Raw genomic sequence first — 24865 nt, 5'->3', positions numbered from 1 at the left:
ATGTCCATGTCCGATTCCCTCTCGGGATCGACCAGGATCGGGATCACGCGGCGGTGTTTCACCGCCGCGTGGTTCGCTTTCGCGGCTCTCCCCGGATCCGCCCGCGCCGCCGCGCCGACGCCGCTGACCTTCGACACGCTCTATTCCGAATTCGGCGTGCGCGGTCTGGTGTTCTCCCCGACCGTCAAGGCCTCCGTCGGCAAGCCGGTCTCGATAATCGGCTACATGGCGCCGCCGCTGATGGCCGAGGCGACCTTCTTCGTCCTGACCCGCGAGCCGCTGGCGATCTGCCCCTTCTGCCAGTCCGACGCCGATTGGCCCTCCGACATCGTCGTCGTCCGCCTCGCCGGGGCGAGCCCGCTGGTCTCCGCCGGCACGCGCGTCACCGTCACCGGCACGCTCGAGGTCGGCACCGCCACCGATCCCGACACCGGCTTCGTCAGCCAATTGAGGATCGTCGATGCCGAATATCGCCGTGGCCCCTGAGGCGCCCGCCCCGGCCGAGACGCTGACGCTCGACGCCGTCGCCGTCGTCCATGCCCGCAAGGGAAACGCCCCCTTCGAGGCACTGCGCCTCGATCGACTCGACGTCGCCCCCGCCACCGCGCTCGGCGTCTCCGGCCCGTCGGGTGCCGGCAAGTCGACGCTGCTCCACATCGTCGCCGGCCTCGCGCTTCCGAGCGAAGGCGCCGTCACCTGGGGGGCGACCCGGATCGACCGCCTCGGCGAAGGCGCCCGCGACCGCTGGCGGCGCGAGACCGTCGGCTTCGTCTTCCAGGATTTCCACCTCGTCGACGAACTCTCGGTTCTCGACAACGTGCTGCTGCCCGCCCGATTCGCCGCCTTCCGCGCGGCCCCCGCCCTGCGTGCCCGTGCCCACGCCCTGATCGAGCGCGTCGGCCTCGCCGATCCCGCCCGCCGGGCGGCGCGCCTCTCGCGGGGCGAGCGCCAGCGCGTCGCCGTCGCCCGAGCCCTCCTGATGGGCCCCCGCCTGATCCTCGCCGACGAACCGACCGCCAGCCTCGACGCCGCCAACGGCCACGAGGTCGCCGACCTTCTGGTCGCCACGGCGCGCGAGAGCGGCGCGACCCTGATCGTCGCCGCCCACGACCGCGACCTTCTCGCCCGCATGGACCGGGTCGTCGCGCTCCGCGCCGGCCGGCTCGACCCGGAGACGACACGATGAACCCGATCCCGATGATCCTCGCCGATCTGCGCGGTCTCAAATGGATCGGCGTGGTGATCGTCGCCCTGGTCGCGATCGCGGTCGCCGTCGGCATCGCGCTGGGCGCGCAGGAACGCGCCTTCCGCCACGCCTCCGCCACCGCCGCCAGCGACTTCCCGTTGGTGATCGGCGCCGCCGGCAGCCCGACTCAATTGGTCCTGTCGACGGTCTATCTCCGCCTCGACGCCCTCCCCCTCCTCGACGGCGAGACCCTGCGTCGCTACGGCGCCGACGAGCGCGTCGCCGCCGTCGCGCCGATCGCCTTCGGCGACGTCGTGCGTGGTCACCCGGTGATCGGCACCACCGCCGATTTCGCCTCCCGCTGGGGCCGCCTGGCTCCGAGCGAAGGTCGAATGTTCGCCGAGGAAGGCGAGGCCGTGGTCGGCTCGGCCGCGACCATCGCCGTCGGAGAGAGCTTCAGCCCCTCGCACGGCCGTGCCGGCAGCGCCGCGCACCCCGGCGAGGCCGATCCGGAGGAGAAGGCCCACGTCCACGGCGAGGTCCATTACACCGTCGTCGGCCGCATGCCGCCGACCGGCGGTCCCTGGGATCGCGCCGTGATGGTGCCGGTCGAGAGCGTCTGGGAGACCCATGGTCTCGGCAACGGCCACCAGGGCGAGGACCACATCGGCGCCCCCTTCGACGCCGAGAAACTGCCGGGCCTCCCCGCCCTGGTGATCAAGCCGAAGTCCTTCGCCGCCGCCTATCAGTTGCGCGCCGAGGGCCGCGCGAAGGGGCTCGGCGCGCTGTTCCCGGCCGAGGTCCTGGTCGAACTCTATGCCGTGCTCGGCGACGTCGGCCGGATCCTGAAGATCGCCTCGGCGCTCGACGACGGCCTCGTCTTCCTCGCCGTGACGGCGCTGCTCGTCACCGTCGGGGGCTTGCGCCGACGCCGTTACGCCATGCTGCGGGCGCTCGGCGCGCCGCGCCGATTCGTGCTGGCGACCGTCTGGGGCTCGGCCGCCACGCTGGTCGCGATCGGCTGCCTCCTCGGCCTCGGCCTCGGCTGGGCCGCCGCCGGCCTCGTCTCACATCTCCTGACCGCCGAGACCGGCCTCGCCGTGCCGGTCCGTCTCGAGGCGCCCGATTTCCTCTGGGCCGGCCTCGTCTTCCTCGCCGGCAGCCTGTTCGCGCTGGTGCCGGCGATCGTCGCCGGACGCGGCCGCGTCGTCGACGGTCTCGCCGGCTGAGGCCCTCGACAACCGAGGGCTGAGTCGCGGCGACGTCTCTCTCGGACGATCGTACACGAGACCGTCATGCAATCGTCGCCGGGACGTCACCGGGACCGATCAAGGTCGCGCCGTCCCATCCTGATCGAGGCTGCCGCGGCCCTTCGGCGCGAGCCCTCGTCTCCTCGAGGAAACGACGATGAAGAAGACCCTGCTCGCCTCGGCCGCGCTCGCGGCGCTGATGATCACGACCGGCGCCCAGGCCGCCGAGAAGACCAAGTTCGATTTCTGGTTCGGCCTCTCCGGCGATCTGGAAAAGCGCGTCCAGGAGGTCTGCGCCCGCTTCAACGCCTCGCAGAACGACTACGAGGTGGTCTGCACCAGCCAGGGCAACTACGACGCCGCCCTGCAGAACACCATCGCCGCCTTCCGCGCCGGCAAGCAGCCGACCGTGGTCCAGGTCTACGACGTCGGCACCGCCACCATGATGCTCTCCGACGCCTTCGTCCCGGCCTACGAGCTGATGGAGAAGAACGGCTACAAGATCGACTGGAAGGACTATATCGGCGGCATCGCCGGCTATTACGCCTCGTCGAAGGGCCAGATGTTCTCCTTCCCCTTCAACTCCTCGACGCCGCTGCTCTATTGGAACAAGACCGCCTTCGAGAAGATCGGCAAGACCGCCGCGCCGAAGACCTGGGAAGAGGCGCACGCCGACGCCGAGGCGCTGAAGAAGGCCGGTTACGAATGCCCGATCGCGATCAACGTCTCGCAGAACGAGAGCTGGCAGCTGCTCGAGCAGTTCTCGGCGATCCACGGCGAGCCGGTCGCCTCCAAGAACAACGGCTATGACGGCCTCGACGCCGAGCTGGTCTTCAACAAGACCAAGTTCGTCAAGTACATCAAGGATCTCAAGGCCTGGTACGACGCCGGTCTCGTGAAGATCAAGTCGAAGGATCAGGGTCAGGACATGGTCCAGGCCTTCGCCGCGGGCGACTGCCAGATGATCATGACCTCGGTCGGCGATCACGGCACCGTCGGCCGCACCGCCAAGGAAGACCTCTCCTGGGACGTGGCGATGCTGCCGGTCTACGAGGGCACCGAACGCAAGAACAGCCTCGTCGGCGGCGCCTCGCTGTGGACGCTGAAGGGCAAGTCGCCGGCCGAATACAAGGCCGCCGCCGCCTTCCTCGCCTTCGTCGCCGAGCCGGAGAGCGCGCTGTTCTGGTCGACCGTCACCGGCTACGTCCCGGTCACCGAATCCGGCTTCGCCTACATGAAGTCGCACGGCTTCTACGACAAGGCCCCCTACAAGGGCCGTGAGGTCGCCATCGCCTCGCTGACCGCCACCCCGCCGACCCCGCTCACCCGTGGTCTGCGCCTCGGCGGCTTCACCCAGATCCGCGCCGAGGTCGGCAACGGCCTGCAGGAGATCTTCTCCGGCAAGTCCGACGTCCAGACCGCGATCGACGGCATGGTGACCCGTGGCAACGCGATCCTGCGTCGCTTCGAGGCGACCTACAAGGGCAAGACCCTGCCCTGATCGTTCCCTCCCGAACCGGCCGGGCGTCTCGCGAGGGACGCCCGGCGCATTTCGCGGCCCGCCACTCGGCGCGCCGGTCGAACGAGCCGACGGCGGATCCATGGAAAAGCGCGCGACCTTCGGTCATTGGTGGATCGGCATCGCCTTCGCGATCCCGCAGATCATCCTGATCTTCACCTTCTTCTATTGGCCGGCCGGTCAGGCGGTCTATTGGTCGATGACCCTGCAGCAGCCCTGGGGCGGCGGCAACATCTGGGTCGGTCTCGACAATTTCCGCCAGATCCTGACCGATCCGCTCTATTGGAACTCGGTCGTCCGCTCCTTCGTCTTCGCCCTCTTCTCCACCCTCCTGGCGATGGGGATCGGCCTCGTCCTCGCCGTCTTCGTCGACCGCGAGCTGGCCGGCTCCAAGGTCTACCGGGTCGTGATGATCTGGCCCTACGGCATCGCCGCGCCGGCGCTGGCGCTCGCCTTCCGCTTCATGCTGGCGCCCGAGGCCGGCCTCCTCGCCTTCGTCAACCGGCTCTGGCCGGGCCTCTGGGATCCGGGCCTCGACGGCACCGACGCGATGATCGCCGTCATCGTCGCCTTCTCGTGGAAATACGTCGGCTACAACTTCGTCTTCTTCCTGTCGGCGCTCCAGGGCATCCCGAAGTCGCTGACCGAGGCCGCCGCCCTCGACGGCGCCGGCTGGATCCGGCGCCTGCGCGACATCCAGCTGCCGATGCTGACCCCGACCGTGTTCTTCCTCCTGGTGATCGACATCACCGAGAGCTTCCAGGACAGTTTCGGCATCGTCGACATCATGACCTCGGGCGGCCCGGCGCGTGCCACCGAGCTGATGGTCTACAAGATCTATTTCGACGGCTTCCGCGGCCTCGACTATTCCGGCGCCGCCGCCCAGTCGATCATCCTGATGATCCTGATCGTCGCCCTCACCGTTCTCCAGTTCCGCTTCATCGAGCGGCGCGTCCACTACAAGTGAGGCCCGCGATGATCGAGCGCACGCCCATCCTGAACGCCGTCACCCACACGGTGCTGTTTCTCGGCTTCCTCGTCGCGGTGCTGCCCTTCGTGGTGGTCGCGGTCGCCGCCAGCCACGATCTCTTCCACGTCAATCTGGTGCCGATGCCGCTTCTCCCCGGCGGCCATTTCTGGGAGAACATGACCGAGGCCTGGACCCGCGCCGACCTCGGCCACAAGCTCTTGAATTCGCTGATCTTCGCCGGGGGCGTCGCGGCCGGCAAGGTGTTCGTCTCGGCGATCACCGCCTATGCCATCGTGTTCTTCCGCTTCCCCGGCCGTCAGGCGATCTTCTGGGCGATCTTCGTCACCTTGATGCTGCCGCTCGAGGTGCGCATCGTGCCGACCTACGCCGTCGCCGCCAACGTGCTCGGCCCCTATCAGACCATCCTCGACGTGACCGGCCTCACCGATCTGATCGCCTGGATCTCCGGGATCCGGCTCGATCTGCAGTTCGGCCTGCTCAATTCCTATACCGGCCTGATCCTGCCGCTGGTCGCCACCGCCACCGGCACTTTCCTCTATCGCCAGTTCTTCCTGACCATCCCCGACGAGCTGGTCGAGGCCGCCAAGATGGACGGCGCCGGACCGATCCGCTTCTTCGTCGACATCCTGTGGCCGCTGTCGCGCAACAACGTCGCCGCCCTCGCCACCATCATGTTCCTGTGGGCCTGGAACCAATATCTGTGGCCGCTGCTGGTCACCACCGATCCGACCCACGCCACTGCCGTCACCGAACTGAAGCAGTTGATCCCCAATGTCGGCGGCGTTCCCGAATGGAACATCGCCATGGCCGGGACGCTGATCGTCATGCTGCCGACGCTCCTCGTCGTCGTCGTCATGCAGCGCTGGTTCGTGCGCGGCCTCATCAGCACCGAGAAGTGAAGGCGCCCTCATGGCCGACATCTCCATCCGCAAGGTCGCCAAGTCCTACGGCAAGACGTCCGTGGTGGAAGCGCTCGATCTCGACATCCATTCCGGCGAATTCATCGTCGTGCTCGGCCCGTCCGGCTGCGGCAAGTCGACCCTGCTCAGAATGATCGCCGGGCTCGAGGAGATCTCCGCCGGCGACATCGCCATCGACGGGACGATCGTGAACCGCCTCGAGCCGCGCGAGCGCGGCTGCGCCATGGTGTTCCAGAACTACGCGCTCTATCCCCACATGAGCGTCGCCGACAACATGGGCTATGCCCTGAAGGTCGCCGGCGTCGCCAAGGCCGAGCGCCTCGCCCGCATCGGCCGCGTCGCCGAGACGCTCGGGCTGACGGCCCTCCTCGATCGCCGCCCCGCCCAGCTCTCCGGCGGCCAGCGCCAGCGCGTCGCCATGGGCCGCGCCATGATCCGCGAGCCCAAGGTGTTCCTGTTCGACGAACCGCTGTCGAACCTCGACGCCAAGCTCCGCGTCCAGATGCGCATCGAGATCCGCAAACTGCACAACCGCCTGTCGGCCACCTCGATCTTCGTCACCCACGATCAGGTCGAGGCGATGACGCTGGCCGATCGCATCGTCGTCATGAACGCCGGCAAGGTCGAGCAGATCGGCACCCCGCTCGAGATCTGGCATCGCCCGGCGAGCCGCTTCGTCGCCGGCTTCGTCGGCATGCCGCCGATGAACTTGCTCGAGGCCACGGTCGAGACCGACACCCGCGTCCGCCTCGCCGACGGCACGCCGATCGACACCCCGCCCCTCGCGCTGCGCCCCGGCACGCCCGTGGTGATCGGCATCCGCGCCGAGGACGTCCGCGTCGGCGCGGCGGTGAACGACCCCGGCCTGGTACTCGCCGTCGACTTCGTCGAGCAACTCGGCGCCGCCGCTCTGGTCCACGGCCGTTTCGGCGGACACGATTTCGTCGTCACCGCCCCCGCCGCGCTGGCCGAAGGGGCGCCGGAAGGCCTCGCGCTCGGGATCGATCCGCCCGCCCTCCACCTCTTCGACGCCGCGACCGGCCGCCGCCTCGCCACCGTGAACGACGCCGCCGCCCTCGCCCGCCCGGCCGTGCTCGCCCCGACGGCGTGAGACGATCGCCCGCCGGCCTCCTCGCCGCCGTCACCATGTGACGGGGGCGTGAATGACCTCTCGCAATGCGCCGAGCGCCGGCCGGACCATACTGACCTCCCCACGAACGACGATGGACGCGGCCGATGATCGCCAAGACCAGGATCGTCGAGCATCTCGGCGAGGAGGCGCTGCTGCTGCCGCGCCGGATCCGCGATGCTCTCCTCGCCAACGACCGGGCCAAGGTGCGCATGAGCGCGCTTCAGGCCGCCGCCTCCCGCGCCTTCGCCCCGCTCGGGGCGCCGATCGATCTCGGAGACGAGGCCGTCCGCGCCGATCTCGATCCGGACCGCGTCCGCGCTCTGGTGAACGGCGCCGACGCCCGTGACGGCGATCGCTTCCACGCCCCCGGCCTCGACACGCTGCTCGCCGACCTCGCCGACGACGTCGAGACCATGGTCGCCGGCATCGAGGCCGGCGCCGGCCCGGAGGCCGCCGACTTCCGCCGCCGCTGGACCCGCCGCCGCACCGATTGCACCGCCCCGGGCGATCTTTTCGCCCGCGCCGCCGTCCTTTCCGTCACCGCCGCCCGCGCCGAAGGCGACGACAGTGTCCACCGTCTGGTGATGGACCTGCACAAGGCGCTGAACCGCCTCGCCGCCGATCATGCCGAGGAGGACGTCGCCGGCGCCCGCTGCTCCGGCCTCGGCACCGACGATCGCCGCGCCGTCACCGCCTTCATGAACGGCCTCGCCGCCACCCGCGCCCTCAAGTTCGACCATCCCGGCCTCGACACCACCGCCGCCCGCATCGGCGATCGGCTGGTCCTGCAGAACGACATCGGCACCACCGACGCCCATGTCCTCTGCGTGACGGTGCGCGACGACGCGGTCGAGCTCACCTACACCGACGTGCACCGCCCGCGCGCCCGCTTCTTCGTCTCGCTCTTCGACGAGATCGACGGGGTCGAATGGTCCGACCCCGACGAGCGCCGGGTCGAGGGCCTCGCCGAAGGCGACGCCTTCCATCTGGTCACCGCCCGCCTCGCCACCGACGAGCGCGCCCGCCGCGACGCCTTCCTGACCGCGATCGGCGCGGCGCTGGTCTTCCTGATCGACTGGAACAAGGCGCGCAAACAGTTGCAGCGCTTCGTCGACAAGCCCGGCGCCGTCGCCGTGCTGACCTGGGGCGCCCGCCGCCGCCACGGCCACCGCGCCTTCCTCGAGACCGGCGCCGCCGCCCTGGTCGAGGGCGCCATCCGCCGCGTCGCCGCCGATCACATCGGCTACGGCGTCCGCCTCGATCAGGCGATCGGCCGCGAACAGGCGATCGACTTCCTGCGCCGGGTCCTGGCGATCACCTCCGATTTCCTGCTCGCCGGCCGCGCCGACCGGCTGGTGCGCGACGCCGTCGACGCCGAACTGGTGCGCCGCCTGGAGCGCTCCGGCAGTACCCTGCTGCACGGCGTCGTCACCCAGGCCGGACTCGCCCGCTCGATCGTCGCCGCGCTCGACGAGGCCTTCCGCGAGCGCATCGCCGGTCGCGACGGCGCCGCCGCCCATGTCGCGGCGATCGCCAAACGGATCGAGGAGAAGGCCGACCGCCGTGCCCTCGACCTGCGCGCCGCCGCCGATCGCTACGGCGTGCGCGACGACCTGATGCCGCTGATCGACACGATGGAGGAGGCGATCGACGAATTGGAGGAGGCCGCCTTCTTCCTCTCCGTCCTCGCCCCGGCCGGGGTCGACGACCCCGTCGACATCCGCCTCGCCGGCCTCTGCGCCCTGGCGCTGCGCTCCACCGAGGCGGTCGCGCGCATGGCCGACGCCGCCGCCTGCGTGCCCGACGGCCACCGAGCCGACGTCGACGACGCCCTCGTCGCCCTTGCCGATCTCTTCGCCCTGGAACATGAAGCCGACGACGTCGAGCGCGCGACCATCGCCGCCGCCCTCGCCTCCGGCGCCTCCGCCGAGCGGATCGTCGCGGCGGTCGAATGCGCCCGTCGCATCGAGATCGCCACCGATCGCTTCGCTCGCGCAGGTCACCTCCTGCGCGGTCACGTCCTCGGCGATCTCGGCCGGCGCGGTCGCGACGACGCCCACCCCTGAGGGAGGAACGACCATGACCCGGCTCTTCCTCGTCGACGGTCTCGCGACCGAACCGCTCGATCCCGAACGGGTCGGCGCCAAGGCGGCCAATCTCGGCGAGATGGCCCGGCTCGGCCTCGCCGTGCCGCCCGCCTTCGTGATCCTCGTCGACCTCTGCGCCGACGTGGCGAGCGGCCGCAAGAAGGCGCTCGCCCAACTCGACGAACGCCTCGCCGAGGGCATCGCCTTCCTCGAGGCCCGCACCGGCCGCCGCTTCGGCGATCGCCGCCGCCCGCTCCTCGTCTCGGTGCGCTCCGGCGCCGCCCGCTCCATGCCCGGCATGCTGGAGACGGTGCTCGACGTCGGCGCCGACGAGACCACCGCCGCCGGCCTCGTCCGCCTGACCGGCAACCCGCGTTTCGCCCTCGATTGCCGCCGCCGCCTGCTCGAGGCCTATGCCGAGACCGTGCTCGGCCTCGATCCACGCCCGCTCGCCGCCGACCTCGCCGAGCGCGTCGCCGCCGAGGGCGTCGCCAGCGACCGCGATCTCGACGTCGAGGCCCTCGCCGACCACGTCGGCCGCTGCCTCCTCCATACCCAGGGCCGCGTGCCCGACGATCCGATGGCCCAGTTGCGCGCCGCCGCCCGCGCCGTCTTCGCCTCCTGGGGCTCCGACAAGGCCGTCGCCTATCGCCGGATCCACGGTCTCGACGACCTCGCCGGAACTGCCGTCACCGTTCAGGCCATGGTCTACGGCAATGCCGACGGCCGCTCCGGCGCCGGCGTCGCCTTCTCCCGCGACCCCTCGACCGGCGCCCGCGAGCCGGTCGTCGAGGTGTTGTTCGAGGCTCAGGGCGAGGACGTCGTCTCCGGCCGTCGCACGCCGCTCGACGCCCGCGCCTTCGAGCGCCGCATGCCCGCCGTCACCGCCGAACTGATCCAGGCCCTCGATCGGCTCGAGCGGCGCTGGTGCGACGTCCAGGACGTCGAATTCACCATCGAGGCCGGCCGGCTGTGGATCCTCCAGACCCGCGCCGCCAAACGCACCCCGCGCGCCGCCCTCACCATCGCCATCGCCCTGGTCGAGGAGGGCCTGATCTCGCCCGACGAGGCGCTCGACCGGCTGAAGGACGTCGACGAGGACGCCCTCGACGCCACCGGCTTCCTCGGCGCCGCCCCGGCGCTCGCCGTCGGCGTCGCCGCCTCGCCCGGCGTCGCCTGCGGCCGCATCGCCTGCGACGGCGAGACGGCGCGGCGCATGGCCGAGAGCGGCGATCCGGTCGTCCTGGTGCGTCCCGACACCTCGACCGCCGACGTGATCGGCTTCTCCGTCGCCGCCGGCATCCTCACCGCCAGCGGCGGGCGCACCGCCCACGCCGCCCTGGTCGCCCGCCAGATGGGCCGCCCCTGCATCGTCGGCTGCGCCGCGCTCCGCGTCGACGAGACCCGGCGGCGCGTCACCCTCGGCGAGGTCGAGCTGAGCGAGGGCGATTGGCTGTCGCTCGATGCCGATGCCGGCACGATCCATCGCGGCCGTCGCGACATCGTCCGCACCCGGCCCGAGGCCGAGATCGCCGTCTGGCAGGGTTGGAAGGCGGCTCGAAAGGCCGAACACGCCCATGCCGGCAAGCATCGCAAGGCCCGCGGCGAGGAGGCTCCGGCCTCGTGACCCCCGCCCCCCGCCCGAACGAGGCGGGAGCACGGGCCTGGATCACGCACCCGCCGTCGCCGCGAGATGAGCGTCGAGCCGGGCGAGGAACCCCGCCTTCGTCGCCGCGTCGACGAACGACGCCTCGAGACTGGTGCGGGCGATCCGCGCCGCCGCCGCCCGGTCGAGACCGAGCGCGGCGCAGGTCTCGACGTAATTCGCGCCGATCTGACCGCCGAAATAGGCGGGATCGTCGGAATTGATCGTGACCGCCAGCCCCGCCTCCAGCATCCGCCGCAGCGGATGATCCTCGAGCCGGTCACAGACCCTGAGCTTGACGTTGGAGAAGGGGCAGACGGTGAGCGGCACCCGCTCGCGCGCCAGCCGCGCCACCAGATCGGCGTCCTCGAGACAGCGCACGCCGTGGTCGATCCGTTCCGCGCCGAGGAGATCGAGCGCCTGGACGATGTAGTCCGGCGGCCCCTCCTCGCCGGCATGGGCGACGACATGGAGTCCGAGCGCGCGCGCCTCGGCGAAGACCCGGGCGAATTTCTCCGGGGGATGGCCGACCTCGCTCGAATCGAGCCCGACCCCGATGAAGGCGTCACGGAACGGCAGCGCCGCCCGCAGCGTCGCGAAGGCGTCCTCTTCCGAGAGATGACGCAGGAAACACAGGATCAGATCGCAGCTCATGCCGCCCGCCCGTGCCTCGTCGAGCGCCCGCGTCAGCCCCTCGATCACCGTCGCCATCGCGACGCCGCGCGCGGTGTGGGTCTGCGGATCGAAGAAGATCTCGGCCCGGATCACCCCGTCCGCCGCCGCCCGCGCGAGATAGGCCCGGCCCATGTCGGCGAAATCCGCCGCCGTGAGCAGAACGCTCGCGCCCGCGTAATAGATGTCGAGGAACGACTGGAGATCGGTGAAGGCATAGGCCGCCCTGAGCGCCTCGACGCTTTCATAGGCGAGCGCCACGCCGTTGCGCGCGGCGAGCCGGAAGATCGTCTCCGGCTCCAGCGTCCCCTCGATGTGGACATGAAGCTCCGCCTTGGGCAGCCCGACGAGAAAGGTCGCGAAGGCGGGATCGATCGCGGACATCGCATTTCTCCGGTCGTCGTGTCGCCCGATCATCGCTCCCGAACCCGCGTCTGTCGACACCCGATCGCCCCCACGCCGGACGAGACCCGTCCGGACCGCAAGCGCCGGATCGGAGCCGCAGAACGGCACGCGACGACACACGAAAAAGTAGAAATGTCCATCTGCTCGTCTTCGGCGTGAAATATTAATGAATTGTAAATTTCCATATTGCACGCGAAAGGAGGCAAGGGTTCAATCCCCCGTCCGGATCGTGGTGCCCGGGGGGATCGAGCCATGAGATCGTCCGTCTTGTTCGCATCGGTCGCCGCATGCGCCGTCGGGGGATGCACGACCCATCCCTCGCCGATCGACTTCGCCGGCGTCAGCACGCACAACATCGTTCGACACGTGCGCTGCGAGGCGCGCGACGCCGTGGCCCGGGCGCTCGGCGATTGGCTGGTCCACCGCCACTCGAACGACCCACGATCCGCCGAAGGCGTCGAGATGCTCCACGGCTTCGGCGAGCGGTTGATGGCGAACCCGCTCGAGCTTCCCGCCGTGCGCGCGGAATTGAAGCGCGAGCGGCGTCTCGCCTCGTTCTCCGAGGTCTTCGAGACGACGATGAAGACGGGCCTCGCCTACAATTTCGAATTCGACATCACCGAGAAGAACGACCTGTCGGCCGAAATCGGACTGACCCGCGCGCTCACGAGTTCCATCGGCACTCTCGGGGTGACGACCGCCCTCAACCGCAGCCGTCAGAACGTCCGCACCTTCGACACGTCCGACACGTTCGAGAAGCTCTGGGAGCTTCAGCCGCGCTATTGCGAGGGCCTCGATCTGGCCAGTGACGACAAGATCTATCCGATGGCCGGCAACGTCGGCATCGATCGGACCGTCGCCGCCTTCTTCTCCCTGGCGCTCACCGACAATCCGACGGCCAAACGCCCGTCGACGTCCTCGACGATGACCGAGCAATTGAAGTTCACCACGACGGTGAGCGGCAACCTCCATCCGTCGATCACCTACACGCCCGCGAACGCCCCGGTGACGCTGACGACCGGCAAGCTCCTGTCCGACAACTCTCGGACCGACATCCACAAATTGACGATCAACCTGACGGCGGCCGGGGACACGCGCGCGCTCCAGCAGATCGTCTTCCAGTCCTGGAATCGCTCCGCCGCCGCGACGACGCTTCTGCGGAGTGACGGGATCGACGCGGAGACCGCCGCCCGTGCCGGTCTCGCCACCTACCTCGGCAGAGAGATCAAGTTCCAGTTGGTGCAGTGACGGAGGGACGCCCCATGGCGACGACGAGACGGACACGCCCGAGCATCGAACTCACGCGATTTTCGGGCTTTTTTCGCAACGTGCACGGAAAGCCCGAGATCGAGGCCGCCCTCGCGGAGGCGGCGCGCGCCGGTAAGCTGCGGGTCACGGTGAACGCCTCGACCCGGCGCGAATTGAAGGCCCTCGCGGCGAAGCATCCGGAGCTCGAGCCGTGGATCATCGACCTCACCGGCCCCGGGGGGACGGGCGACCTGGACAATTGAGGTCAGGAAAAGGTGGGGAGGTGGTGGGCCCGGAGGGACTCGAACCCCCAACCTAGCCGTTATGAGCGGCCAGCTCTGACCATTGAGCTACAGGCCCGTCGACCGACCGGCCGCGATCGGAGCCCGCTCGGCCCCCTCGCCCGACGCCGGTCGCATCGGCTGCGTCCTCATCGCAGATCGGCGCTCGCCTGACAAGTCGAGACGGCGCGGACCACACGCATACGTCGTCTCCCCCACGCCCCACCGACTGAGCCCATCCCACGGCGAAACCACGCGAATCCCGTGATTCGAGCGGCGCCTAGCACAGACCTGGACCACTGCGCCAGAGCCCGGACGCGGTCTCGCCCTTTTGTGACCACTTTTTTCATGATACTTCCATATTGCACTGCACCCAAGACGGCCGGCCCCTCGGTCGTCGAGCGCCGTCGGCGCCGAAGAACGAGAGGTCGCACGGTTTGGAAAGTCGGAAGCAAGGCATCATCGACGCAGGAACGGGGCTCGCCCCCGCGCGTAGAGGCATCGTCGTCGCGGCACTGACCGCGGCCCTGGTCCTCGCCGCCGTCCCCCTCGCCATCGCCGAGCCGGTCGTCCCGACCCTCACCGTCACCGCATCGGGTGAAGTCACCGCCGTCCCCGACACCGCCCTCGTCACCGCCGGCATCGTCTCGGAGGCCCGCACCACCGCCGAGGCCCTGGCCGGCGCCGACAAGGCCGCCGCCGCCCTCCTCGCCGAGGCCGCCGCCGCCGGCATCGCCAAGGCCGACGTCGCCACCGCCGACTTCTCGGTCGCGCCGGTGTGGTCCACCCGCACCGGATCCGGCGACGGCCCCGCCCGCATCACCGGCTATTCGGTCTCCAACACCTTCACGCTCAAGATCCGCCGACTGGCCGATCTCGGCCCCCTGCTCGAGCGCGTCGTCGCCGGGGGATCCGACACCGTCTCCGGTATCGCCTTCGAGGTCTCCGACGCCGGCAGGCGCCGCGACGAGGCGCGTGTCGCCGCCGTCGCCGCCGCCCGGGCGCGGGCCGAACTCCTCGCCGCCGCCGCCGATCAACGGCTGGTGCGCGTGCTCTCGATCACAGAAGGCACCGCCGAACGGCCGATGCCCCGGGTCTTCGCCAAGGCCGCCATGAGCGCAGGCGCCGTGCCGATCGAGGCCGGAACCCAGACGATTTCCGCCGACGTGACCATGACTTTCGAGCTGGCTCCACGCGCGGCGCAATAGACCGACGAGACTTCCCCCCGAGGCGTCGCGGAGACGCGGGGGAACGACCGGGGCCGGCAGCGTGACGCGCCGCACCCGGGAGGCACCGGCCGACGTCCGAAACGTCGTCCGGCGCCCCACCGCCGATCCCCGCCCCGTCGGGAAACCGGGGCCGATCGGCGCTTCGAGACGGAGCACGAACCCAGACGGGCAAGGACCCGGTTCGTGCCGTCGCCACGCAGCGAGACGAGAAGGCGAGGATCGCCCCGGCTCGCTCCATGGACTTGGAGACTAGGGAATGACAATCACTCGTGACGACGTCGCTTCGCGACGCGGCGGAGCCGTGCGCTCGGCGTTCATCGCCTCCGGCCTGCTGCTCGGGGGCCTCTCGCCCGTGGCCGCCGCCGAAGGCGTCGCCTCCTTCTACGGTCGCTCCGAACACGGCGGCCCCACCGCCTCCGGCGAGCGTTTCGACATGCACGCCATGACCGCCGCCCATCGCACCGCCCGGCTCGGCTCGCACATGCGCGTCACCAATCTCCGCAACGGCCGCAGCGTCGTCGTGCGCATCAACGATCGCGGCCCCTTCGTGAAGGGCCGCATCATCGACCTCTCCCGTGCCGCCGCCGACCGGCTCGGTTTCGTCTCCTCCGGCCTGACCCGCGTCGCGATCGAGACCGTCGAGGCCGGCGCCGCCGAAACCCCGACCCGCACCGCCACCGCCGACGACGTCGAGACCACCGCCTCGATCGCACCGAAGGTCGAGCGCAAGACGGCCGCCGCCGCGTCCCGGAAGACCGCGCGCGAGAAGGCCGCCACCGAGAAGGCCGTCGCCGAGACCGCGCCGAAGACCGCCGAGACCACCCCGAAGCGCGATCACGCCGGCGAGGTCGCCGTCGCCCTCGACGATCGCGATCGCTATCTCATCGATCGGACCCGCTCCCGGAACTGACGGTCGACGGGCGCCACGCCCGGCGATCCCCGCCGAAATCGAAAGCCCCGGTCGGTCCGCCGCCCGGGGCTTTCGCGTCTCATACCGGGTTCATGACATTCGGACTCGCCCGAACGTCACGAGCGTTACGGCCCGGCCGGCCGGCGCCCGTTCGGGCTTGCCTTCGCGCACGAAGAAGGGCCGAACAGGTCGGAACTTCATACGCTCGGTCTCAGCGGTCGGTCAGCGCCAGCTTCGCCCCGAGCCCGACGAAGGCGGCGGCGAAACTGCGCCGCATCCACGCGAGCACCCTCGGCCGCGACATGACGTGATCGCGCAGCGAGGCCGCGAACAGCCCGTAACCGACGAAGACCACCAGCGTCAGCCCCATGAAGACCCCGCCGAGCGAGGCCATGGTGACCAGCGGGTGGGGATCCTCGGCGCGCAGGAACTGCGGCAGGAAGGCGAGGAAGAAGACCGACAGTTTCGGATTGAGGATGTTGATCAGGATGCCGTCGCGGATCACCCGCAGGTCGGAGCGCGCCGGGCTCGACGCCTCGACCGAGAGCCCGCCCGTCTCGCCGAGCATGCGCCACGCCATCCACAGGAGATAGGCGACACCGGCATATTTCACCATCGAGAAGGCGACGGCCGAGGCATGCAGCAGCGCCGCGAGCCCGAACAGCGCCGCCGAGAGATGCGGCACGATGCCGATGGTGCAGCCGATGGCGGCGACCACACTCGCCCGCGCCCCCTGGCCGAGACCGGCGGCGAGCGTGTAGATCACCCCGGCCCCCGGGGCGACGACGACGATCAGGGTGGTGAGGAGGAAGTCCCATCCGAACATGGTGCGGCTCCGCGCGAGAGTGATCGGCTCACCCTATCACCGCCCGAACGTCGCGCCAGCGGCCGTGGCCGACGCGGGCGCTCACGCCTCGCGCGGAATGACCCGCGGGCGGCCGTCCTCGTCGACGGCGACGAAGGTGAAGGTGGCGTCGGTGACCTTCTCCCGCTCGGCGGTGAGGAAGCGCCGCGCCCAGGCCTCGATATGGATCTTCATCGAGGTTCGCCCGATGCTCTCGATGTCGGTATAGACGCAGAGCACGTCGCCGACCTTGACCGGCCGGTGAAAAGTGAGCGTGTCGACCTTGAGGGTGACGACGCGGCCCTGCGCCTGCTCGACCCCGCGAATGCCCCCGGCCGCGTCCATCTGGGAGAGCACCCAGCCGCCGAAGATGTCGCCGTTGGCATTGGTGTCCGACGGCATGGCGATGACGCGAACGGTGAGTTCGCCGCGATGGGTCTCGGGAGTGGGAGCTTGTGGCATCGGAGGCTCGTAGGCTGTTGCGACGCCGAAAGCCTAGCGGAGCCGGCGGGCGGGCGGAACCCCGTCCGCGCGAACGACGGCGCGTCAGTCGAACAGCCGCCCGCCCGACTGCGCGATGATCAACCGCGCTTTGGTGAAGGTCATCTCCACCGCCGTGTCCATGTCGGTGAAACGATCGGCGCGCACGAAGCGATGCTCCTTCACCACCCCGCCGATCTCCTTGGAGATCACCCCACAGAGCTGGAACTGCCCCGCCTCCGGATAGGGCGTGGCGCGGACGGTGAAGCCGTCGAATTCGACGCTGGGCGCCGCCGCCGGCAGGGTCGGCGCATCGCTCGAGCGACCGAACAGGCGCTTGAGAAGGGACATGTGATCTCTCCGGGTCAGTGGCCGATCCTCCGGCCATCTCGTCGACGTAGGGCGGATTAGCGTAGCGTAATCCGCCACATCCACCAAAGCCGCCCCTGGCATCAGGCGACCTCGCCACCCCAATCCTCTGCATATGTACCCGCCGCCACCACGCGATGAAACGTCGAATACGGCCAGTCCCGCACCCGCGAGACCAGCCCATGGCGCATCGGATTGACGTGGCAATAATCGACGTGACGACCGAAATCGTCGCCGTCGCGGATCAGATGCTCCCAATAGCGCCGTTTCCAAATGCCTCGTTCGCCCTCGCGCCGCCGCGCGGTCGCGAGGGCAACGCCACCGAGAAGGCTCGTTCGATCAGACGCCAGCGCAACGGAAAGTCGGCGTCCCCCCCCCCCGGCAGCGTCCAGACGGCATGGATGTGATCGGGCAGAATCACCATGGCGTCGATGCCGAAGGGATGCGCCCGCTTCACCGTCGCCACGGCCGTCCGGAGGGCATCGATCCGCTCGACCAACAGCCGGCTCCTGCGGTCCGCCAGCGTCGTGGTGAAGAACCGGCACCCTCCCGGAACGAACAGGCGACGATAGTCGGGCATGAAAGGCGTCTCGGCGAGATACACGCGCAGGGTGCGCCTCGAGCGTGGCCGGTGCAATACGGCTTCGCCTATTGCACCCTACGCCGCCCGGCGGGAGTGACGAGCCGCACCTTCCCCGCGACGAAAAAACCCCGGCGTCGCCGCCGGGGTTCGATTCGCGTGCCACACACCGAAGCTCTCAATTGTCGAGGAACGACCGGAGCTTGCGGCTGCGCGACGGGTGCTTGAGCTTCCTGAGTGCCTTCGCCTCGATCTGGCGGATGCGTTCGCGCGTCACCGAGAACTGCTGGCCGACCTCCTCGAGCGTGTGGTCGGTGTTCATGCCGATGCCGAAGCGCATGCGCAGGACGCGTTCCTCGCGCGGCGTCAGCGACGCCAATACGCGGGTGGTCGTCTCGCGCAGATTGCTCTGGATCGCCGCGTCGATCGGCAGGATCGCGTTCTTGTCCTCGATGAAGTCGCCGAGGTGCGAATCCTCCTCGTCGCCGATCGGCGTCTCGAGGCTGATCGGCTCCTTGGCGATCTTCAGCACCTTGCGCACCTTCTCGAGCGGCATGGCGAGCTTCTCGGCCAGCTCCTCCGGGGTCGGCTCGCGGCCGATCTCGTGCAGCATCTGTCGCGAGGTGCGGACGATCTTGTTGATCGTCTCGATCATGTGCACAGGGATGCGGATGGTGCGGGCCTGGTCGGCGATCGAACGGGTGATCGCCTGCCGGATCCACCAGGTGGCATAGGTCGAGAACTTGTAGCCGCGCCGATACTCGAACTTGTCGACAGCCTTCATCAGGCCGATGTTGCCCTCCTGGATCAGATCCAGGAACTGCAGGCCGCGGTTCGTATATTTCTTGGCGATCGAGATGACGAGACGCAGGTTCGCCTCGACCATCTCCTTCTTCGCCTGACGGGCCTCGCGCTCGCCCTTCTGCACCATGTGGACGATGCGGCGGAACTCGACGATCTCGAGCCCGGTCTCGGAGGCGAGGTTCTGGATCGCGCCCCGGAACTCCTTGATCGTGTCGCCCTCGTTCTTGACGAAGTCGCGCCAGCCGCGCGTGCCGAGATTGGCGACGCGGCGCAGCCAGTGCGGATCGAGCTCGGAGCCCTGATAGTTCTTGAGGAAGTCCTCGCGGCCGACGCCGAAGCTCTCGGCGAGGCGCAGGAGACGGCCCTCGAAGCCCATCAGCTTCTTGTTGATGTCGTAGAGCTGCTCGACGAGGCTGTCGATACGCGCCTGATTGAGCGACAGGCTCTTCACCTGGAGGATCAGATCCTCCTTGAGCTTCTTGTAGCGGCGCTCCTGGGAGGGCGACAGCGTCTCGCTCTTGAGGCGTCCCTCGACCAGCTGTTCCTGGAGACGGGCGAGCTTCTTGTAGTCGTCGGCGATGAGATCGAAGATCTCCAGCACCTTCGGCTTCAGTTCCGCTTCCATGGCCGACAGGGAGACGTTGCCCTCCATGTCGTCCTCGCCGTCCTCGGAGGCCTCCGGCTCGGGCGGCTCCTCCTCGGCCTCGGTCGTCTCCTCGTCGACGGGAACCATCGGCGGGCCGGCGTTCTTGCCGTCGGGACCGGCGTAGGTCGCCTCGAGATCGATGATCTCGCGCAGCAGAATCTTGCCTTCGTTGAGCTCGTCGCGCCAGATGATGATCGCCTGGAGGGTCAGCGGGCTCTCGCAGAGACCGGCGATCATCGCCTCGCGGCCGGCCTCGATGCGCTTGGCGATGGCGATTTCGCCCTCGCGCGACAGAAGCTCGACCGAGCCCATCTCGCGCAGATACATGCGCACCGGATCGTCGGTGCGGTCGGCGGGCTCGCGCGCCGTGGTGGTGCGCGCCGGCACCGCCGAGGCGGTCTCGACGAGGTCGGTGCTCTCCGGCTCGTCGTCCTCGCCCTTGGCCTCGCCCTCGTGCTCCTCGGCCTCTTCCGTCTCGACGACGTTGATCCCCATCTCGTTGAGCATGGCGAGGATGTCCTCGATCTGCTCGGAGGCGACCTGTTCGGAGGGAAGCACCTCGTTGAGTTCGTCATAGGTGACGAAGCCGCGCTTCTTGGCGAGCTTGATCATCCTCTTGACGGCGGCATCCGACAGGTCGAGCAGCGGGCCGTCCTGCGTCTCGGGAGCCTGGACCTCCGTCTCTTCCTGCTCGCCGGCCTTGGTCGCCATGAAACGTCTCCTGAAACTGGCCCGCGCCCGCCGACGCCCGCCCCGCCCTCGCGACGGCCGTGTGGGCCCACGGCGGCGAGGGGAGCTACGATGTCGACGTGGCCCGGATGTCTGGACTACGGTGCTTGTCTTAAGCTCCGATTAACTCTGCTCGATCGAAGCGCCGGCCCGTCTCCGCTTCGCAAGAACGCTCCGAAGAGGCTCCGAAACGGCGAGGACCGACGTTGAGAAACGCCCGCTCGTAAGGACCTCGTCCGCCCGCGCACACGTTGCGGCGCCGATGCGAGAGAGACCCTGTGGGTTATTTAACGGGCGAATCGCTTTCTGCAAGGGTGATTCGTCGCATGATTCGCGCCCGCATGCGAATCATGCCGTCGGCGCGGCGGCGGAATTCCGCCCCGATTGCCCGAGACGGCCCGACTTGCGGCAACCCGTTCCTCACCCGTGCCCGCCGCCGGCGGCGATGCCGCCGCGCGGCCCGTCGCCCTGAGCGCGGCGAATTTCCTTGGCCTCTTCCGCCAATTCCTGCTCGCGCCGGCCGAATTCTTCCTTGCGCTTGGCGATGTCGCGCGACAGGCCCAGGATCCGCGCCTCCAGCGCCTCGTCGACCTCCGCGCCGATGCCCGCCACCTCGCGCTCGAGGTCGCGCTCCATCTGCCGGAGTTCCAACCGATCGAGGAAATGCCACAGACACCCCTCGACCCAGGCCTCCGGCGGATGGTGCCGCAGCACCTTGAAACGCGTGCGCAGATGCCCGCCGCTCGGCTCGATCACCCGGCCGCTCTCGTCGGTGATCTCCGCCCCGTGCAACTCCTCGAGCAGGAAGAAGAAGCGCGGATCGATCCCGTCGTAGAAAGAGGAGACGGAGAGATCGGAGACCTCGGTCGCCATCCGATGCAATTCGCGCTTGAAGGCTTCGTGCGGCTCGAGCCCGAAGTCGAGCGCCAGCACCCGCTCCGCCGCCGCCTCGAAGAGATCGGGATATTCGACGCAGAGCCCGAGCACGACCCGCTCGAGCCCGACGAGATCGCCGCCCGGCATCGGCGGCATCGGCTGCGCCACCGGCACCCCGGCGCGCCCGCCACGTCCTCCACGACTGTCGCCGCGCTCCGAGGTCCAGAACAGATTGGAGAGCTTCAGCCGGAACCGGAGTTGATAGGCGCGTTGAACCCGGTTGTCCTTGATCTCGTGGACGAGATCCTCGAGCCGCTTCTCGAGCGCCGCCTTGCGCTCGGGCGTGTCGATCGCGGTGCCTTGCGTCTCGCGGTCCCACAGCACGTCGGCGAGCGGCACCGCGCGCGCCATTTCGGCGCGGAACGCCTCCGCCCCACCCGATTGGACGAGATCGTCGGGATCCTTGCCGTCGGGCAGGAACACGAAATTGAAGGAGAAGCCCGACTTCAGATGCGGCAGGATCCGGTCGATCGCCCGATGCGCCGCTTTCACGCCGGCCCGGTCGCCGTCGAAACAGACGAGTGGCTCGGCGGCGAAGCGCCACATGCGCTGGATCTGCTCCTCGGTGAAGGCGGTGCCGAGCGTCGCCACCACCGCCGGGATCCCCGCCTGCCACACCGCGATCGCGTCGAGATAGCCCTCGACCACGATCACCGAGCCCTGATCATAGGCCGCCGCCTTGGCGCGGTGACCGTTGAACAGCATGAAGCCCTTGTGGAAGAGCTCGGTCTCCGGCGAATTGAGGTACTTCGGATTGTCGTCTGCCGACAGCGCCCGCCCGCCGAAGGCGACGACGCGCCCGCGCTCGTCCTGGATCGGGATCATCAGGCGATTGCGGAAGCGGTCATAGGTCGCCCGGCCGTCGTCGGGCTTGATCAGGAGCCCGGCCTCGACCATCGCCGCCTCGTCGACGCCCTTGGCGAGGAGATGCCGCTTCAGGGCCTCGCGCTCGCCCGGCGCATAGCCGATCCGGAATTCCTTGACGGTGCGCGGCTCGAGCCGCCGGCGCTCCACATAGGTGCGAGCCGCCGCCCCCACCGCGAGCTTCAGATTGTCCTCGAAGAACCGCGCAGCCATCTCGCAGACGTCGGCGAGACTGGCGCGCAACTGCTCGCGCTTCTCCTCGCGGACGTCGGGCTTCGGCAGCGGCACCCCGCTTTCCGCCGCCAACCGCTCGACGGCCTCCGGAAAGGACAGCCCCTCGGTCTCCATCAGGAAGCGGAACACGTCGCCGTGCTTGCCGGAGGAGAAGCAGTGATAGAAGCCCTTCTGATCGTTGACGAAGAAGGACGGCGTCTTCTCGGGATTGAACGGCGACAGCCCGGCGAACTCGCGCCCCTGCCGTTTCAACCGCACGCGCCGCCCCACGACCTCCGAAACCGGAAGCCGCGCGCGGATCTCGTCGAGGATGTGCGGAGGGTACTTCATGGGGGGAGTATAGGGGATCGAGCGGCCGGATGCGACGGCAGGCAAATTGCTCTGCCCTTGAAAATCAGGAAACACAACTGTATATACAATTCCGTTCGCCGGAGACGGCGTGCATCAACAAGAAAAGAGATCGAAAGGAACACGCATGCTTCGAAACCGCAGCATCGCGGGAGGCACCCCGTAAAGGCCGTGCCCCCCGTGTGGAGGCCATATGGACGACCATCACGATAATTCACTCGAAGCCACCGGCTTCGAGTGGGATGAACCCAAGAGGCTCGGCAACATCGAGAAGCACGGCATCGACTTCGAAGACGTCGTCGATCTCTTCTTCGAGCCTCATCTGGACGAAGCGCTGTCCTATCCGCACGAAACGCGCCGCAAGGCGCTCGGTCCGGTTCATGGCCGGCTCGTCGCAGTGATCTACACATGGCGAGGAACGTCGATCCGGATCATCTCGGCGCGAAGAGTGAGACCCAATGAGCGAAGAGCGTATCGTGCGTTACACGATCCAGGAGATCCGTGAGAAGCGCGCCAAGGGCGAACTGAAGAGCCAGACCGACTGGGCGCGTGTCGACGCGCTCACGGACGCCGACATCGAGGCGGCGATGCGGGCCGATCCCGATTGGCAGGACGATCTCGACCCCGACTGGGAGAACGCCGTCCTGGTGATCCCCCCGTCCAAGACGCCGATCTCGATCCGCCTCGACGACGACGTCCTCTCCTTCTTCAAAGCGGGCGGCGCCGGGTATCAGAAGCGGATCAACGCGGTGCTGCGCTCCTATATGACGCACACGCGAAAGCGCCGCGCCAAGCGCAAGCCCGACGCTGCCGAGTGAGCCTGAGGCTCGGCCGATCAGCGCCGCCGCACCCGCACCACCACGTCGACGTCCTCGAGTTCGACGCCCGGCGGCAGGGTCGGCATGCCGATCACCTGGAGTTCGCCCGGGGCGATGTCGATCACCTCGCCGGTGGTGGAATCGTAGAGATGGTGATGGGGCGCGGTGTTGGAATCGAACACCACCTTCTCCGCGTCGATGATCAGGCGGCGCAGGAGGCCCGACCGCTCGAACAGATCGAGCGTGTTGTAGACCGTCGCCCGGCTGATCTCCGGCATGATGTCCTTGGCCCGGCCCCACACCTGATCCGCCGTCAGGTGGACCGGATGCGACAACAGCACCCGCGCGATGACGAGCCGTTGCAGCGTCAGCGAGACGCCCTGCGCCCTGAGCCGGTCGGCCAGGTCCTGATCCGTCACCTCGGGCATGCGCTCTCCGGGGGTCGCGACCGTGATCTCGGTCAGAAGCGGCGAGAGATGGCTGGCACGGCCCATGATCGACCCCTCCGATGCGGGTGAGGGGGAATCGTGGCATGTCTTCCCCGTACCCGATAGATCCGGTCCAATGCTGAGATCGAACCCAAGGAAGCCCCGTGGGGCTTCCAAAATCCCAACCGAGGGAAGCCCCGTGGGGCTTCCCCGATCGCGCCGCGCCCTGCCCTCGCAGGTCGCGGCCACTCGCCGTGCCTCAGCCGAACGGCTTCGGACGCGGCGTCTCGTCGGTCGAGGGCGGCAGGATCGGCAGTTTGAAGTCGGGCTGATCGCCGGTCAGCGTCTTCAGGAAGGCGACGATGTCGGCGTTCTCCTCCTTCGTGAAGGTCTTGCCGAGCTGGAGACGGCCCATCAGATCGACCACGTCGGTGAGCTTCCAATAGGCGCCGTCGTGGAAATAGGGATAGGTCATCTCGACGTTCCGGAGCGTCGGAACCTTGAAGTTGAAGCGGTCCGCGTCCTTGCCGGTGACCGCGGCGAGGCCCACGGCCTTGTTCTTGGTCTGATAGGGCTCGACCACGCCCATCTTCTGGAACGAGGCCCCGCCCACCGCCGGGCCGTTGTGGCAGGCGGTGCAGCCGGAATCCTTGAAGAGCTCGTAGCCGGCGACCTCCTGCTTGGTCAGCGCCGTCTTGTCGCCGGCGAGCCACTTGTCGAAGCGCGAATTGGGCGTGACCAGCGTCTCCTCGAACGCGGCGATCGCCGTCGTCACCCGATCGATGTCCACACCAGGCGAGCCGAAGGCCTTCGCGAATTCCGCCTCGTAGGCCGGGATCGACTTCAACACCTCGACGGCGAGCGCGTGGGTGAAGCCCATCTCGCCGGGATTGGCGATCGGCCCGCCCGCCTGCGCCTTGAGATCCTTGGCGCGGCCGTCCCAGAACTGGGCGAGGTTCATCGAGGAATTGAGCACCGTCGGCGCGTTGATCGGCCCCTGCTGCCAATGATCGCCGATCGAGGTCTGGAGATTGTCGGTGCCGCCCATCGAGAGGTTGTGGCACGAGTTGCAGGAGATGAAGCCGGACTTCGACAGGCGCGGATCGAAGTAGAGCTTCTTGCCCAGTTCGACCATCGCCGGCTTGGTGACCACCGCCGGCTGGATCGGCTGGATCGGCTCGTCGGAGGCCGCGACCGCGATCGCGGTGGAGCCCGCCAGGGCGGCGAGGGATGCGAGGATCAGGGACATCGGACGCGTCATGGAACGTCTCCATCGGATCGGCCGGCGTGGATCCGGCAGGTCTCCTCGG

At 68.8% G+C, this 24865-nt stretch carries 23 protein-coding genes, 1 tRNA gene and 1 pseudogene; 15 read left to right on the top strand and 10 right to left on the bottom strand.

The window, feature by feature from the left end; all coding sequences use genetic code 11:
- Positions 1-6 precede the first annotated feature (6 nt).
- The 9 genes from J3S89_RS14130 (at position 7) to J3S89_RS14090 (ending at position 10712) form a co-directional block, all read left to right on the top strand.
- Positions 7-486, top strand: a complete 480-nt coding sequence (locus tag J3S89_RS14130; RefSeq protein ID WP_230489056.1) for a hypothetical protein — start codon at positions 7-9, stop codon at positions 484-486.
- Positions 461-1186 carry an ABC transporter ATP-binding protein gene (locus J3S89_RS14125; RefSeq protein ID WP_217928274.1) on the top strand — a complete coding sequence of 242 codons (726 nt, stop codon included), beginning with the start codon at positions 461-463 and terminating at the stop codon, positions 1184-1186. Before J3S89_RS14130 ends, J3S89_RS14125 begins: the two co-directional genes overlap by 26 nt.
- The gene (locus tag J3S89_RS14120; RefSeq protein WP_217928273.1) at positions 1183-2415 is read left to right on the top strand and encodes an FtsX-like permease family protein; all 1233 of its coding nucleotides are present in this window, start codon (positions 1183-1185) and stop codon (positions 2413-2415) included. Before J3S89_RS14125 ends, J3S89_RS14120 begins: the two co-directional genes overlap by 4 nt.
- A 178-nt stretch (positions 2416-2593) precedes the next feature.
- Positions 2594-3937, top strand: coding sequence for an extracellular solute-binding protein (locus J3S89_RS14115; RefSeq protein ID WP_217928272.1), 1344 nt, complete (start codon positions 2594-2596; stop codon positions 3935-3937).
- Positions 3938-4037: 100 nt separating this feature from the next.
- The gene (locus tag J3S89_RS14110) at positions 4038-4922 is read left to right on the top strand and encodes a carbohydrate ABC transporter permease (protein ID WP_217928271.1); all 885 of its coding nucleotides are present in this window, start codon (positions 4038-4040) and stop codon (positions 4920-4922) included.
- An 8-nt stretch (positions 4923-4930) separates the two neighbouring features.
- Positions 4931-5845, top strand: a complete 915-nt coding sequence (locus J3S89_RS14105; RefSeq protein WP_217928269.1) for an ABC transporter permease subunit — start codon at positions 4931-4933, stop codon at positions 5843-5845.
- 10 nt (positions 5846-5855) lie between these two features.
- Positions 5856-6977 (top strand): ABC transporter ATP-binding protein, encoded by a 1122-nt coding sequence (locus tag J3S89_RS14100; RefSeq protein WP_217928266.1) that lies wholly within the window; start codon positions 5856-5858, stop codon positions 6975-6977.
- Positions 6978-7102: 125 nt separating this feature from the next.
- On the top strand, positions 7103-9064 hold the full coding sequence (locus tag J3S89_RS14095) for a hypothetical protein (protein ID WP_217928264.1): 1962 nt from the start codon (positions 7103-7105) through the stop codon (positions 9062-9064).
- Between the two features lie 13 nt (positions 9065-9077).
- Positions 9078-10712 carry a pyruvate, phosphate dikinase gene (locus J3S89_RS14090; RefSeq protein WP_217928262.1) on the top strand — a complete coding sequence of 545 codons (1635 nt, stop codon included), beginning with the start codon at positions 9078-9080 and terminating at the stop codon, positions 10710-10712.
- Positions 10713-10754: 42 nt separating this feature from the next.
- Here the strand turns inward: J3S89_RS14090 and J3S89_RS14085 are convergent, their stop codons facing one another.
- Complete coding sequence (locus J3S89_RS14085; RefSeq protein WP_217928260.1) at positions 10755-11786, bottom strand: adenosine deaminase; 1032 nt, start codon at positions 11784-11786, stop codon at positions 10755-10757.
- Between the two features lie 273 nt (positions 11787-12059).
- On the opposite strand from J3S89_RS14085, the gene J3S89_RS14080 reads away from it, so the two are divergent.
- Together J3S89_RS14080 and J3S89_RS14075 are read left to right on the top strand one after the other, a co-directional pair.
- Positions 12060-13055, top strand: a complete 996-nt coding sequence (locus J3S89_RS14080; RefSeq protein WP_217928258.1) for a hypothetical protein — start codon at positions 12060-12062, stop codon at positions 13053-13055.
- Between the two features lie 14 nt (positions 13056-13069).
- Entirely contained in the window at positions 13070-13318 is a 249-nt protein-coding gene (locus J3S89_RS14075) for a hypothetical protein (RefSeq protein ID WP_217928257.1), read from the top strand.
- Positions 13319-13339: 21 nt separating this feature from the next.
- On the opposite strand, the gene J3S89_RS14070 is transcribed toward J3S89_RS14075, so the two are convergent.
- A tRNA-Ile gene (locus tag J3S89_RS14070) sits at positions 13340-13415 on the bottom strand.
- 358 nt (positions 13416-13773) lie between these two features.
- Between J3S89_RS14070 and J3S89_RS14065 the strand changes: the two genes are divergently transcribed.
- Positions 13774-14544 (top strand): SIMPL domain-containing protein, encoded by a 771-nt coding sequence (locus J3S89_RS14065; RefSeq protein ID WP_217928256.1) that lies wholly within the window; start codon positions 13774-13776, stop codon positions 14542-14544.
- Between the two features lie 277 nt (positions 14545-14821).
- Complete coding sequence (locus tag J3S89_RS14060; RefSeq protein ID WP_217928255.1) at positions 14822-15475, top strand: septal ring lytic transglycosylase RlpA family protein; 654 nt, start codon at positions 14822-14824, stop codon at positions 15473-15475.
- 211 nt (positions 15476-15686) lie between these two features.
- Here the strand turns inward: J3S89_RS14060 and J3S89_RS14055 are convergent, their stop codons facing one another.
- From J3S89_RS14055 to dnaG, 6 genes and pseudogenes are all read right to left on the bottom strand, one after another.
- Complete coding sequence (locus J3S89_RS14055; protein ID WP_217928254.1) at positions 15687-16301, bottom strand: LysE family translocator; 615 nt, start codon at positions 16299-16301, stop codon at positions 15687-15689.
- An 81-nt stretch (positions 16302-16382) separates the two neighbouring features.
- Positions 16383-16781, bottom strand: a complete 399-nt coding sequence (locus tag J3S89_RS14050) for an acyl-CoA thioesterase (protein ID WP_217928253.1) — start codon at positions 16779-16781, stop codon at positions 16383-16385.
- An 84-nt stretch (positions 16782-16865) separates the two neighbouring features.
- Entirely contained in the window at positions 16866-17150 is a 285-nt protein-coding gene (locus tag J3S89_RS14045) for an HlyU family transcriptional regulator (protein WP_217928252.1), read from the bottom strand.
- A gap of 101 nt (positions 17151-17251) precedes the next feature.
- Positions 17252-17748, bottom strand: a pseudogene (locus J3S89_RS14040) (REP-associated tyrosine transposase).
- 178 nt (positions 17749-17926) lie between these two features.
- Positions 17927-19909 carry an RNA polymerase sigma factor RpoD gene (gene rpoD, locus J3S89_RS14035; RefSeq protein WP_217928251.1) on the bottom strand — a complete coding sequence of 661 codons (1983 nt, stop codon included), beginning with the start codon at positions 19907-19909 and terminating at the stop codon, positions 17927-17929.
- Positions 19910-20347: 438 nt separating this feature from the next.
- Positions 20348-22291, bottom strand: a complete 1944-nt coding sequence (dnaG, locus tag J3S89_RS14030; RefSeq protein ID WP_217928250.1) for a DNA primase — start codon at positions 22289-22291, stop codon at positions 20348-20350.
- Positions 22292-22502: 211 nt separating this feature from the next.
- Between dnaG and J3S89_RS14025 the strand changes: the two genes are divergently transcribed.
- Both J3S89_RS14025 and J3S89_RS14020 read left to right on the top strand, forming a co-directional pair.
- Positions 22503-22814 (top strand): BrnT family toxin, encoded by a 312-nt coding sequence (locus tag J3S89_RS14025; RefSeq protein WP_217928249.1) that lies wholly within the window; start codon positions 22503-22505, stop codon positions 22812-22814.
- Entirely contained in the window at positions 22768-23127 is a 360-nt protein-coding gene (locus tag J3S89_RS14020) for a BrnA antitoxin family protein (RefSeq protein WP_217928247.1), read from the top strand. Before J3S89_RS14025 ends, J3S89_RS14020 begins: the two co-directional genes overlap by 47 nt.
- Positions 23128-23144: 17 nt before the next feature.
- Here the strand turns inward: J3S89_RS14020 and J3S89_RS14015 are convergent, their stop codons facing one another.
- Positions 23145-23621, bottom strand: a complete 477-nt coding sequence (locus J3S89_RS14015) for a Fur family transcriptional regulator (RefSeq protein WP_217928246.1) — start codon at positions 23619-23621, stop codon at positions 23145-23147.
- 193 nt (positions 23622-23814) lie between these two features.
- Positions 23815-24816 carry a cytochrome-c peroxidase gene (locus J3S89_RS14010; protein ID WP_217928244.1) on the bottom strand — a complete coding sequence of 334 codons (1002 nt, stop codon included), beginning with the start codon at positions 24814-24816 and terminating at the stop codon, positions 23815-23817.
- Between the last annotated feature and the right edge of the window lie 49 nt (positions 24817-24865).

Source organism: Pinisolibacter aquiterrae (genome assembly GCF_019160155.1).
Classification (GTDB): Bacteria; Pseudomonadota; Alphaproteobacteria; order Rhizobiales; family Ancalomicrobiaceae; genus Pinisolibacter; species Pinisolibacter aquiterrae.
This window is presented reverse-complemented; position numbering and strand designations above follow the sequence as displayed.

Excerpts from the sequence above, each read along its gene's own strand:
- J3S89_RS14020 (WP_217928247.1), top strand. The coding sequence starts at position 22,768 with ATGAGCGAAGAGCGTATCGTGCGTTACACGATCCAGGAGATCCGTGAG.
- J3S89_RS14100 (WP_217928266.1), top strand. The coding sequence starts at position 5,856 with ATGGCCGACATCTCCATCCGCAAGGTCGCCAAGTCCTACGGCAAGACG.
- J3S89_RS14050 (WP_217928253.1), bottom strand. The coding sequence starts at position 16,781 with ATGCCACAAGCTCCCACTCCCGAGACCCATCGCGGCGAACTCACCGTT.
- J3S89_RS14105 (WP_217928269.1), top strand. The coding sequence starts at position 4,931 with ATGATCGAGCGCACGCCCATCCTGAACGCCGTCACCCACACGGTGCTG.
- J3S89_RS14080 (WP_217928258.1), top strand. The coding sequence starts at position 12,060 with ATGAGATCGTCCGTCTTGTTCGCATCGGTCGCCGCATGCGCCGTCGGG.
- J3S89_RS14090 (WP_217928262.1), top strand. The coding sequence starts at position 9,078 with ATGACCCGGCTCTTCCTCGTCGACGGTCTCGCGACCGAACCGCTCGAT.
- dnaG (WP_217928250.1), bottom strand. The coding sequence starts at position 22,291 with ATGAAGTACCCTCCGCACATCCTCGACGAGATCCGCGCGCGGCTTCCG.
- J3S89_RS14130 (WP_230489056.1), top strand. The coding sequence starts at position 7 with ATGTCCGATTCCCTCTCGGGATCGACCAGGATCGGGATCACGCGGCGG.
- J3S89_RS14075 (WP_217928257.1), top strand. The coding sequence starts at position 13,070 with ATGGCGACGACGAGACGGACACGCCCGAGCATCGAACTCACGCGATTT.
- J3S89_RS14085 (WP_217928260.1), bottom strand. The coding sequence starts at position 11,786 with ATGTCCGCGATCGATCCCGCCTTCGCGACCTTTCTCGTCGGGCTGCCC.
- J3S89_RS14125 (WP_217928274.1), top strand. The coding sequence starts at position 461 with ATGCCGAATATCGCCGTGGCCCCTGAGGCGCCCGCCCCGGCCGAGACG.
- J3S89_RS14095 (WP_217928264.1), top strand. The coding sequence starts at position 7,103 with ATGATCGCCAAGACCAGGATCGTCGAGCATCTCGGCGAGGAGGCGCTG.
- J3S89_RS14010 (WP_217928244.1), bottom strand. The coding sequence starts at position 24,816 with ATGACGCGTCCGATGTCCCTGATCCTCGCATCCCTCGCCGCCCTGGCG.
- J3S89_RS14015 (WP_217928246.1), bottom strand. The coding sequence starts at position 23,621 with ATGGGCCGTGCCAGCCATCTCTCGCCGCTTCTGACCGAGATCACGGTC.
- J3S89_RS14060 (WP_217928255.1), top strand. The coding sequence starts at position 14,822 with ATGACAATCACTCGTGACGACGTCGCTTCGCGACGCGGCGGAGCCGTG.
- rpoD (WP_217928251.1), bottom strand. The coding sequence starts at position 19,909 with ATGGCGACCAAGGCCGGCGAGCAGGAAGAGACGGAGGTCCAGGCTCCC.
- J3S89_RS14120 (WP_217928273.1), top strand. The coding sequence starts at position 1,183 with ATGAACCCGATCCCGATGATCCTCGCCGATCTGCGCGGTCTCAAATGG.
- J3S89_RS14025 (WP_217928249.1), top strand. The coding sequence starts at position 22,503 with ATGGACGACCATCACGATAATTCACTCGAAGCCACCGGCTTCGAGTGG.
- J3S89_RS14045 (WP_217928252.1), bottom strand. The coding sequence starts at position 17,150 with ATGTCCCTTCTCAAGCGCCTGTTCGGTCGCTCGAGCGATGCGCCGACC.
- J3S89_RS14115 (WP_217928272.1), top strand. The coding sequence starts at position 2,594 with ATGAAGAAGACCCTGCTCGCCTCGGCCGCGCTCGCGGCGCTGATGATC.
- J3S89_RS14110 (WP_217928271.1), top strand. The coding sequence starts at position 4,038 with ATGGAAAAGCGCGCGACCTTCGGTCATTGGTGGATCGGCATCGCCTTC.
- J3S89_RS14055 (WP_217928254.1), bottom strand. The coding sequence starts at position 16,301 with ATGTTCGGATGGGACTTCCTCCTCACCACCCTGATCGTCGTCGTCGCC.